This window comes from Bizionia paragorgiae, from assembly GCF_900107625.1.
Classification (GTDB): domain Bacteria; phylum Bacteroidota; class Bacteroidia; order Flavobacteriales; family Flavobacteriaceae; genus Bizionia; species Bizionia paragorgiae.
The window spans coordinates 21,470-33,709 of the sequence record NZ_FNQK01000005.1 but is presented as its reverse complement, the minus strand read 5'-3'; the positions used below and the strand labels follow the sequence as shown (position 1 = coordinate 33,709).

General features: G+C 34.6%; 9 protein-coding genes. 1 reads left to right on the top strand and 8 read right to left on the bottom strand.

Features of this window, described 5'->3' with window-relative positions:
- Nucleotides 1-8: 8 nt before the first annotated feature.
- A complete protein-coding gene (locus BLV64_RS04460; RefSeq protein ID WP_092132991.1) occupies nt 9-2,348 on the bottom strand; it encodes an ATP-dependent helicase in 2,340 nt (779 codons plus the stop codon).
- A gap of 207 nt (nt 2,349-2,555) precedes the next feature.
- Here BLV64_RS04460 and BLV64_RS04455 point away from each other — a divergent pair, with 207 nt between their 5' ends.
- Nucleotides 2,556-4,172: an FMN-binding glutamate synthase family protein gene (locus BLV64_RS04455; protein WP_092132990.1), complete on the top strand. Its 1,617-nt coding sequence runs from the start codon at nt 2,556-2,558 to the stop codon at nt 4,170-4,172.
- Between the two features lie 75 nt (nt 4,173-4,247).
- Here BLV64_RS04455 and BLV64_RS04450 read toward each other — a convergent pair whose 3' ends face one another.
- The 7 genes from BLV64_RS04450 to BLV64_RS04420 form a co-directional block, all read right to left on the bottom strand.
- A complete protein-coding gene (locus BLV64_RS04450) occupies nt 4,248-4,988 on the bottom strand; it encodes a LytR/AlgR family response regulator transcription factor (RefSeq protein ID WP_092132989.1) in 741 nt (246 codons plus the stop codon).
- 3 nt (nt 4,989-4,991) lie between these two features.
- Entirely contained in the window at nt 4,992-7,859 is a 2,868-nt protein-coding gene (locus tag BLV64_RS04445) for a sensor histidine kinase (RefSeq protein ID WP_092132988.1), read from the bottom strand.
- 90 nt (nt 7,860-7,949) lie between these two features.
- Nucleotides 7,950-8,498 carry a hypothetical protein gene (locus BLV64_RS04440; RefSeq protein WP_092132987.1) on the bottom strand — a complete coding sequence of 183 codons (549 nt, stop codon included), beginning with the start codon at nt 8,496-8,498 and terminating at the stop codon, nt 7,950-7,952.
- Between the two features lie 14 nt (nt 8,499-8,512).
- Complete coding sequence (locus BLV64_RS04435; protein WP_177165294.1) at nt 8,513-9,955, bottom strand: LVIVD repeat-containing protein; 1,443 nt, start codon at nt 9,953-9,955, stop codon at nt 8,513-8,515.
- Nucleotides 9,956-9,970: 15 nt separating this feature from the next.
- Nucleotides 9,971-10,627 (bottom strand): hypothetical protein, encoded by a 657-nt coding sequence (locus tag BLV64_RS04430; RefSeq protein WP_092132985.1) that lies wholly within the window; start codon nt 10,625-10,627, stop codon nt 9,971-9,973.
- Nucleotides 10,628-10,642: 15 nt separating this feature from the next.
- Nucleotides 10,643-11,092, bottom strand: a complete 450-nt coding sequence (locus BLV64_RS04425; protein WP_092132984.1) for a hypothetical protein — start codon at nt 11,090-11,092, stop codon at nt 10,643-10,645.
- A gap of 29 nt (nt 11,093-11,121) precedes the next feature.
- On the bottom strand, nt 11,122-12,171 hold the full coding sequence (locus BLV64_RS04420) for an LVIVD repeat-containing protein (RefSeq protein WP_092132983.1): 1,050 nt from the start codon (nt 12,169-12,171) through the stop codon (nt 11,122-11,124).
- Nucleotides 12,172-12,240: the final 69 nt, after the last annotated feature.

The window sequence follows — 12,240 nt, the reverse complement described above, 5'->3', positions numbered from 1 at the left end:
CGTAAGGCCTACCCTATAATTTTAAGTTTAGCAAAACGCAGTAATAATTTTTTCACTCCGCCTACTTCAAATCTAATTTCAGCTTTTACATCACCACCTTTTCCTTCAATTTTAAGAACCTCTCCTTTACCAAAACGCAAGTGTTTTACAAAATTCCCAACAGCTAGCTCGCTATCAAATAAGTTAGCATTATCTGTTGTAGCGGCAGTTTTTTCAACTTTCTTAAGTTTTTTAGGGACACTTAATTTAAAGTTCTCAGGTTCTTTTTTACTCGATTTTTTCTGAATTTTTGGCTGCACAGCTTTTTTAAACCTTATTTTATTTGGTGGTGCGTCTCCGAAGATATCTTCAGAAAGCATCGGGTTTATGCGTCGCTCTTCCTCAGGAGTTAAATTCTCCACATATTGCTCATCAATTTCTTCGATAAAACGACTAGGCTCGGAATCGACCAATTTACCCCAGCGGTATCGCGATAAAGCATAGGTTAAATACGCTTGCTTTTCGGCACGTGTAAGCGCTACATAAAATAAACGGCGCTCTTCTTCAAGTTCGCTTCGCGTATTCATACTCATGGCACTCGGGAATAAATCCTCTTCCAATCCTACGATATAAACATGAGAAAACTCTAATCCTTTTGCCAAGTGAATCGTCATTAGGGCCACATGGTCTTCATCCCCTTTGTCGGCATCCATATCGGTAGCCAATGCCACGTCTTCTAAAAATTCGGCTAAGGAATCTGAGGCATCAGCAAGTTCTAGTTGCCCTTCAACAAAATCCTTAATACCATTTAAAAGTTCCTCAACATTTTCAAGTTTCACGACACCTTCTGGCGTTCCGTCCTTATTAAGTTCTTTTATTAGCCCTGTTGTTTTCGTAATATATTCGGCTAAATCAAAAGCGTTTGCCGTTTGATTCATCACTTGAAAACTTTCAATAAGGGTAGCAAAATCTCTTAGTTTATTTTTTGTACCACCATTGATTTTAATATCGACTTTATCAATATTTTTAATGATTTCAAATATGGTTTTCTTATAACCATTAGCAGCAACCATTAATCGATCTATAGTTGTTTGACCAATACCTCGCGCTGGGTAATTAATTACACGTTTTAAAGCTTCCTCATCGGCAGGGTTTAATACCAAACGTAAATAAGCCAATACGTCTTTAATTTCTTTGCGTTGGTAAAAAGACAAGCCTCCATAAATACGGTAAGGAATCTCACGTTTTCTTAGAGCGTCCTCCATAGCACGCGATTGTGCATTGGTACGGTACAAAATAGCAAAATCGCTATTTGGTAACTGGTGCTGCATTTTGTTTTCAAAAATACTACTCGCTACAAAGCGTCCTTCATCACCATCGGTTAGAGAACGATGCACGATAACCTTTGACCCCTCTTCGTTGGAGGTCCATACCACCTTATCTAATTTCGTTTGGTTATGATCTATAACTGAATTGGCAGCATTTACAATATTCTTTGTAGAGCGGTAATTTTGTTCTAAGCGGTATAATTTTACGTTATCATAATCTTTTTGGAAGTTCAAAATATTATTAATATTTGCCCCCCTAAACGCATAAATACTTTGAGCATCGTCACCCACCACACATATATTTTGAAAACGATCGGCTAAAGCACGAACGATAAGATACTGCGAATGGTTGGTATCTTGATACTCATCCACCAAAATATATCTAAATTTATCCTGATATTTCGCTAACACCGTTGGAAAACGCGTTAGCAGCTCGTTGGTCCTTAGCAGTAAGTCGTCAAAATCCATAGCTCCTGCTTTAAAACAGCGATCCACATATGCTGCATAAATCTCCCCCATTCTTGGTCGGCGTGCCATGGCATCGGCTTCCATTAATTCTGGGTTTTTAAAATATGCTTTAACGGTAATCAGACTGTTTTTGTAAGAGGATATACGAGAATAGACTTGCTTTGTTTTATATACTTCTTTATCAAGCCCCATTTCCTTTATAATAGATCCCATTAAACGCTGAGAATCTTGGGTGTCATAAATAGTGAAATTACTTGGGAATCCTAAGTGGTGCCCTTCAAAACGTAAAATCTTAGCAAATACAGAGTGAAACGTTCCCATCCATAAGTTCTTAGCCTCCCCACTACCAACAATTTCAGCAATACGTCCCTTCATTTCACGTGCTGCTTTATTAGTAAAGGTTAACGCTAAAATATTAAAGGAATCTACTCCTTGACTCATTAAATAGGCTATTCTAAAAGTTAACACACGGGTCTTTCCTGAACCTGCACCTGCGATAACTATCATAGGTCCATCTTTTTGTATAGTTGGTGCTAATTGTGCTTCGTTTAATTGACTTAAATACTTCTCCAAACTCTTCTTATTTTTAGGGTATAAAAATACTAATTACGGGTGGTATTCCCCTATAGGTTTCGGTTTAAATTATAAACAATTAGCAATAAATAGTAAATACTCTTGAAGAAAAAATAATTTTAATCACTTTTAGATTTTCTCTTTAACTATAATCGACTTTATATAATAATTTGATTATTTTTGAATAAAATTTTCAATAAAATTATTATGGATACTGTTTTAGATTTTCTATCTAATATTTCGTGGTGGATGTGGGTTCTTATTGGGCTATTACTTGTAGCTATTAGGGATGTCTTACAAAAAAGACATACTATTAGTCATAACTTCCCTATTGTAGGACATTTTAGGTATATGTTAGAAAGTATTGGCCCAGAATTACGTCAGTATTTCGTTTCTAACAACCGAGAAGAATTACCGTTTAACCGTATTGAACGTGGATGGATTTACGCTTCGGCAAAACAGCAAAATAATTATGAAGGTTTTGGTACGGACCGTGATATATACGAGCACCAGCATATTTTTATTAATAATGCGATGTTCTCATATAAATTACAAGACAATCACCCTAATAAGGTAGATCCTTCTTTTATTCCTTGTGCTAAGATAATGGGGGAATATAATAAAAGAAGAAAGCCTTACCGCCCAGGTTCGATAATTAATGTTTCGGCAATGAGTTTTGGATCCTTATCAGCAAAAGCTGTAGAATCTATGAACAAAGGGGTGAAAATGGCTGGCGCTTATCACAATACTGGTGAAGGTGGTCTTTCTCACTACCACCGTAGTGGTGCCGATGTTGTTTTTCACTTTGGTACAGGGTATTTTGGTGTTCGAGATGAGGAAGGTAATTTCTCTTTAGATAAGATAAAAAAATTAGTTGAAGATTTCCCGTATATAAAAGCGATAGAAATTAAATTATCTCAAGGTGCTAAACCAGGAAAAGGAGGTGTTTTACCAGCGTCTAAGATTACACCTGAAATTGCAGAAATCAGAAGTGTTCCTTTAGGTCAGGATGTACTTTCCCCTCCTACCCACTCGGCATTTAGTACCATTCCAGAAATGCTACAACTTATCGAAGATATTGCTGAAGTAACAGGTCTTCCTGTTGGAATTAAAGCAGCGATAGGAAAAATGGAGCAATGGAAAGAGCTGGCTAACCTTATGAAAAAAACAGGAAAAGGTCCAGATTTCATTACTGTTGATGGTGGTGAAGGTGGTACAGGAGCAGCTCCTCCAAGTTTTGCCGACCACGTGTCGTTACCTTGGGTTTACGGTTTTAGTCAATTATATAAAGTCTTTAAAGATAGAGACCTTACCGATAGAATCGTTTTTGTAGGAAGTGGTAAATTAGGATTCCCTGCCAAAGCAGCAATGGCTTTTGCTATGGGTGCTGACTGTATAAATGTAGCTCGTGAAGCTATGATGAGTATTGGTTGTATCCAAGCGCAAGTCTGCCATACCAACAAATGCCCTGCCGGTGTTGCTACACAAAGTAAATGGTTGCAAAATGGAATCGACCCTACTTTAAAGTCACAACGACTAGCACAGTACTTTAAAACGTTTAGAAAAGAGTTTATTGAAATCACCCACGCAGCAGGATACGAACACCCGTGCCAGTTTACTATGGATGATATTGATTTAAACATTAATGATAGAGACTTAACGAGAGAGTTAAGTGGTGCCTTTAAATACAATAAAAAAGAAGTGCCTTTTATAAGCATGCAAGACTTAAAAGATTGTAAGTACTTAGGAGGAAAAGATGCTCATATTGGGGATATAGAACCCCCAAAGGAAACAACAAAAGAAACAACAACATTAGTTAACTAATAAGGGTTATTTCTTAATAAAAAAAGGTCTAGAATTTTCATTCTAGACCTTTTTTTATGCTCTGTACCGTTTACTTTATTTAAACAGGTCCAAAAATGCTTTTTTATTTGTTTTAGATATGGGAACACGTTGTTCATTTTCCAATAAAAGATAACCTTCATTTTCAAAATGCCTTACCCGCTCTAAGTTAACGATATGCGATTTATGGCATTTAAAAAAGTTATGCCCTAACAACTTTTCAAACCGTCCTAAATTATACGAACTCATTATTGTTGCTGAGTTGTTAACATGTATTTTAGTATAGCCTTCATAACCTTCTAAATGTAAAACGTCTTCTTGAGGAATAAATGAAAGCCCTTTAGAAGTGGGTACAATTATTTTTTTATTATTAGATAATACAGACGTTAACAAACTCACTAACTTATCGTTATTGGTCACTTCTTTTTTACCTTTCACTAATGTAATCGCCTTGTTAATAGCCAGTTTTAAATCCTCATCATCTATAGGTTTAAGTATATAGTCTACAGCATTCTGCTTAAAAGCTTCGATGGCATAGTCGCTGTACGCCGTTACAAAAATTACTTGAAAATGAATACTTACTAGTTGTGCTAATAAATCAAAACCATTAATTCTTGGCATTTCGATATCTAAAAACACAATATCCGGCTGTTCTATTTTCAAAGCAGCAATAGCATCTTCCGGCTTTTGAAACGTATTTACAACTTGGATTTCAGGAAATAATTTTCCTAACTTCTGCTCCAACCCTTTAAGGTTAGAAATTTCATCATCTATAATTACAGCACTTAGTTTACTCATAATTTATAATTGTGTTATTACAAAGGTAGATTTACTTCCCTTATCTTTTAAATCTGGATGAAGTTCATCTTCAGTATAGCTTATATCCCAAATTCCTGTTTTGTTTAAATACCGCAGGCGATCTTCTAATACATTCGACGATTTTACTTTGCGACCACTTTGCTTTTGAGTGTTTGCAAAACCAACCCCATCGTCAATAATCTCTACTTTAAAACGCTTTTCTGATTCATAAAAGACATTAATAAATACCTTACCGTTATCTATCTTATTAAAAATACCATGATTAATTGCGTTCTCTACAATAGGCTGTAACAACATTGTTGGCAACATCGCCTTCCTTAAATTTAATTTTTTATCGACAGTAATATGATATATAAATTTGTCTTTAAACCTCAATTTTTCAATATCTAAGTAATTTTCAATTAACTTTAACTCCTCTTTCAGGTTGATTTGAGTTTCTTTAGACCATTCAAAAAACTGCCGTATCAACTTAGAAAACTTAACCAAATACGTTTCTGAAGCTGCAATGTCATTCGTATTAATATAATACTGAATCGCTGCTAAAGAATTAAAAACAAAATGAGGATTCATTTGAGATCGCAAAGCTCTTAACTGAATTTCAATATTTTTTTTCTCGAGAATTAAAGCGTTGTTCTTTTTTTTCTGAATCCGCTTACTCACACTCCAAACACTATACACCAAGCCAAACAAAACAAGCGCTAACAAACTAATTTTAGCCCACAATGTCTGCCACCATAACGGCGTAACAGTAAAACTTAATTGCTTTTTAATAGTACCAGATTCAATACTAAAAACATAGTCGTCCGGTTTTAGATTATTAAAGTTAAACGTCGTAGAGCTCGTTACTATACAATCCTTTTGAATAGGATCCAGCCTATAGGAAAAGAAGGTCTTGTTATCCTCAGAAAAATTAATAGGGGTTACTTTTAAATTCAATCGGTTATTTGCAGTATACCGAAACGTATTTAGGCTATCTGTGATTCTTTCATCATTAAACGTCACATCTTCAATTATAATATCGATAAACAAATCTTCATGATCCTGATTAATAGGTATAATCGCCAATCCGCTATTCGTACCCACAATCAAGTCTTTGCCTTTAATAACAATGGAGTTCACATTGTTATTTGGTAACCCGTCGTTAATACTATAACTTTTAACCAGTTCATAAGTATCGTTAAATTTACCTAAATGCAAAACCCCTGTATTTGTTGCTAACCAAATGGACTCCTCTTGTACATACGCATCCTGAACAATTAAAAACTCTGAAGCTTTTATGGGTTTAATAGTATCCAAATCGGTAATATAACTCCCATAACCGTCGGTATTAATTAATAATTTAGTATCCGATAATGGTTTTATACTTAGTATCGCTCTATTAAATACAGTGTTCTTAAAGTGAATTTTTTGAATAGAATCATTCCGCAATTCTTTTAACCCATCATTAGTTGCTAAGAGTAACCGTGAGTTAAATCCTAATAAATCATTACACCCCTTTTGGGAGTAGTCTTCTTTAATTTCTAGTGTATGCTGGTCTAACTTATACACCCCAAAATAATAACTGGCGTACAACTCCGAATTAAAGTATTCTAAATCATTAAGATGTCCGCTAAGCAGCTTAGGATTAACGGACTCTTTATCAAAATATATTTGATTTGATGTACCATTCTCTTCTATAAATATTGAGTTTTGAGATAAAAAATAAGTCGTGTTACGTTCTTTAATATGGCACACCCCAAAAACATAATCGTCGGCAGGTTTAATAAGGTTAAACGTTTTGTTTTTGGGCTTATATTTATAAAAGCCTTTATTAAAGACACTTAAATACAAGTCATTTTCAATATAGTTTAAATTTAAAATTTTATCATTTTCAAATTGATATACGATATGTCGTTTAATGTGTGGTAATTTAAAAACCCCCTTATTAAAAGTTGATAACCAAATCGTTTTCTTACTATCAATTAACCCAAAATGAGCATTTAACTCTTCGGGGATATAAAACGGATCAACAATGTGGAAATTTTTATCTAAGTAACCCACAAATTTATTTCCCGAGATTTGAATCTGATCACCTACCTTATTTAATCTAGCGTATTTAACGGTTTCAAAACCCACCTCATCCTTAAAAAAATATCTTTTTAATTCTAACGTATTTAAATCTAAAATGGAGTATTCACTTTCCGACACCCAATAATACAAGCTATCGGTAACCTGTCCCCTAACCGATTTCTGATTTGAAATACCCTCTGCCGAAACCTGTTTTAACGTTTTTTTATTGGCATCTAAAAAGCTTAATGTAAATCTATTTAGGGCATCATAATAAAAATTTAAATAGGCTACTTTTGGGTTGTTAAAAACAGGGATTAACCCCTCTCCTTTCCGCCCGTTTTTAAGAACAGAAACAGATTTCCATTGTTTATTATCTAGCTTATATATTTTATTCGGTCCACCCAGATACACATTGTTTCCTATCTGAGAGGAATAAATAGGATTCATGATTTCGTTTTTATTAGCATTTGAAAACGAAATAACACTGTCCTTTATAATATATCCTAGACTGATAGATTTTGATAAATACCAAAATTTACCGTCTGGAGTCGTAAACCCATCCCACACATCGTTGTTTGGCAAGCCTTCTTTCGTGGTAAAGGTTTTAAAAACCGCTCCATTGTACTTAGCGATTCCCTTATCGGTAAGAAACCACATAAAGCCATTAACATCTTGTAAAATGGTATACACATGGTTGCTTGGCAACCCGTCTTTGGTCGTGTAATTCGTGAATTGCTGAGAAAAGGAAACACCCCATATTAATAATGAAACTACTAAAATATGGTGTGTTTTATTTTTCAATGTTGGTTGGTTTTATAGCCTTAAATATAACGGATAAATTTATTTTTAGATTACATTTTATAATTAATCCTATAATGTAAGACTTTGGTGTTATTCTCTTAAAATTCTTCCTTCACCAGACACAAATCCTTGTATAGATAAATCGGAAGCATATAAAAAATTACCTTCAAAACTAAACTCTAGGTAATCTCCTACATTAGTAGGGTGCAATGTAACAGTACACACCACTGGGTTTGGCGGAAAATCTATTCCACTAGGTACAAAAGGGTGCGAATTAGACAACTCATAAAAATAAAAATTATTTGAGATCCCATCTGATACTCCCCAATCAAATGTATTTGTGCTTAAAAATGCATTAAAATCTTGAAATGTAAAATCGGCATCCACAAAAACACTAGATCCGTTTGCCGTACCTGCTCCTGCCCTAAAAGCGAATCTTTCAGATAGAGAATTAGCATTTGTACTATGGGTACCTTTAGCTGTTAAATCGAAAATACGTACTGGACCATTGTCAATAGAATATTTAAAATACTCCGCAGTATTTTGGGTTGGTGTTATTACAGCATCGTCATCACTACCGCAACTAAAAGCTGTTACTACTAATACAAAAACGACTACGTAATTTATTATTATTTTCATAATTTAGAAATGTTTTAATTATTAATCGCAATATAATTTCCAAAGCCACCTGTAAACGTACTCAAGTGGTTTAAGCTTCCACTAGATATATCGTAAATATGTAATCCATTAGCATCGGTTACGTATGCATAGTTTAAATTTACTACCACCCCACTTGCCTGAGCTAATGGTTTAGAGTCTACAACTGTCATAGTATTTAAATTCACCATTTTAATACCGTCAAAACTTGTTTGAAGAGGTGCATCTGGACTTGGTTTCATTGTAATAAAAGCAAAAGAACCATTAATAGCCAAAGCAGTAGCATGCCCATCAATAACGGCTTCTCCAACCAAATTATAACCAAAACCGGTTTCTTGAAACTTCTTTAATTTTTTATCTATAATATTAGCCACGTAGTAGTTCGTGCCGTCGGTTCTTGTCCAACTATGAAAACTGCCATTGCTGAATGGATAAGAACTCGTATCGACATCTGTATACGTACTATATGTGTTTGTAATTATGGGCGCACTGGCATCTGTTACATCTATTTTGTGTAAAGCGGATGCCATATCTATAATAACTAAATCATCGCCATTTTTAACCATACTCATTGTGTCATGGCCATCAACTATATTATAATCTGCACTAGACATATGGAATTTATGAAATCCTCTGTATTCATCCGAAAGGTATGTGTAGTCCTCTACTTTAACAACATCTGTAAGTCTACCGTAAGTTGCACCTTTAGCAACAGATCCATAAATAGAAGCCGTTGGAGGATTAGCAATATTTACAAAACTTACAAATGGTTCGATGGCATCAAAATGTCCGACATAAGCAACACTATTAGCAGTATTTACATAGTAAGATGTTGGTGCTGCAATAGTGGTTTCTAAACTTGGTGATAAAACGTTAGAAACATTAACCACTTTTAGACTTGAACCATCTGTTATATACACATAGTTTGCTACGCTTACTACCTCATCGATAGTTACACACAAGCGTCCTTCTAAAGTAAACGGTTCTTCATGAAACTCACTTAATCCAGAAAATTCTATATTTATCAAATCCCCGGGCTGGGCACCTCCTTGAGTCGTCGTTAAAACATAAGAGTTATTTAGGGGAAACGTACTTCCATCCATAGCAAGATAAGTACCATCTAAAACATTAAAATTTTGACCAAATGTGGACGTACTCCCTGTAGCAATTGCAAAGGTGTAGAAATCCATAAGAGGACTATTAGTAGTATTAAAAATGTGGTAATAATCACCGTCTGGGTGACCTGTAACATATTGTACAATCACATCGTCGCCATTAAAATGGACATTACCATTAAAGCTATCACCTGTTGTGTTTACAACAAAACCCTGTTCACCGTCTCCACATAAATCCCCTATATAAGATTGAGATCCATTTTGTTCACTACAACTGTAAAATAAAATGACTAGTGCTACAAGTAGTATTCGTATATTTTTCATTTGTTTCATGTTTATTTAGTCTAAAATGATACCAAATGTACCTTCATAATGTCCTGTAATAACTTCTCCATCGCCGTTCATAAACGTATAGTCAATATCTACAGTGCTATTTTCTTGGTTTGCATTGTCTATATTAATAGCGTTTATAGTTACAGTTGGTCCTTGTGTCCCAGGAAAATTAAAAATGCCCGTATTTTCGCTTCCAATTCCGAACTCTGTATTATTATTTATATATACAGGATTTAAAGGTTCTATTTGACCATCTTCAATAATTACAGAATCGTGAATACTCGATACTATATATGTATTTCCTGGTAGCGGTCCTGCATTCGATAGACTTGGATTATCCTCCACTTCTACATTTAGAAAAACCCAGTTTGTCGTATTTAAAGAAAATAGATAATCATCATTTACCCCGTTAACGTGAATTTCATTATCGAACATCCGTCCGTTAGAAAAGAAAAAACTATAATTATCTGGAAAACCATCACCTCCAATATTAGGATCGTCATCGTCCTCATCGATTTCAAAATAGGCATTTGGCGTTGGATAGAATACATTATTATGTGTAAATCCATCAGTAGGTGTTACTGGATCGGTTTGTTCATCGTCATTATTATCACAGCTAAAAACAGTGATTAATACAACTAAAAGTAATTTTATGTGTTTCATATGTTTAATGGCTATTTATGGATTTACATCATCTATAATTACACATAATTCTGCTTCATAACCGTTGTCTAAAAGAATATCGAATCTTAACTCATCTCCAACGGCACTTCCTGCTCTTTGACAGGTAATCACACCAGAATAGTCTACATCATCAATTTTTATTTCTGGATTAGAATCTACAGCCCCTAAAGTAACCGCTCTTGTAACAATAAATGTAGAACCTGGGTTAGTGGTATAAAAAACTTCTACAGCCGGTATACCTGGACCATCATTGTTCGGGAAAAAATCGGTTTGTAATTCGGCTTCAGGAATTAATGTATGTGTATTATTTATAAGTGCTGTTAGGCCTTGATAATTACAAACATCTTCATTTGGTGATGTTACCGGGTCACCGTCATCATTATCACAATTAAAAATTGATAATGCAAATACGACTAGTACTAAATATTTTATTGTTGATTTCATTATATTTTTTTATTTAAATTATTTTCAAATTATTGACCAAGAGCTATAAAGTTTCCAAAACCAGCAGCCAAGGTAGATTGTAAGGCAAAGTTATTTCCAGACACATCATAGATATGCAATCCATCTCCATCGGTTACATAAGCATGGTTATTGTGTAATGCTATGCCACTCGTTTTACTTAGAGGTTTCATATCGACTAATGTTAAGGTTGCCAAATCGTACATCCTTACTCCGTCGAAACTGTTTTGTAACGGCGCATTACTACTTGCCTTCATGGTTATAAAAGCGTGACCATTATGAATTGCAAAGGCCGTTGGATACCCCTCTAATGATACTTCATTAACTAAGGTTAAGGTAGTCGCATCAAATTGCTTTATCTTTTTATCAATTGTATTTGCTACAAAAAGAGAAACACCATCTGTTTCCACCCAACTATGGTATTGACCAAACGGGGAGTCGCTATAAGAAGCTGTATCAATATCTGTGTTATTTAGTGTTCCTGTTGGTACAGGGCTCCCTGGAGTAGTAACATCGTAAGAATGTAAACCGTTAGCTTGATCTATAACGAAGAGTTCGTTTTGCACTTTTGTCAAGCTCATGGCGTCTCCTCCTAAATTCACTTGAGAACTAAAATTATTATTAGCGACGTCTATAACATGTAAACCGCGATAAACATCGGTTAAATACCCCACATTATTCACCGTATACATATCACTTAATAAGCTAAATGCAAGCGAATTGTCTTTAGGCACTGTTAACGAAACCGTTGGATTTGAAGCGTTACTAATATCAATAAGACTCAAATACGGAGCCGTAGCATCATATTGTGCCACGTAAGCAATATTAGGAGATACACTTACAAAATAAGATGTATTTACCGTCACACCACTAACAAATAGAGGTGATGTTGGCGTAGCAACATCAATGATTTTTAATTCATTACCATCGGTAATATAGGCATACTGTGGCGTAATTGTACTTCCTGAAGGATCTGAAGAGCTATTATCGCTACAACTAAAAAACAGCGTGAGTACAACTGTAAGGGTCAGGAATTTTAGAGATTTGGTGTAAATTTTCATATGTTTTGTTTTGAATTATTAATAATACAGAAGTATCATTTTTCATCTTTATATACCATAAGTTGAAAA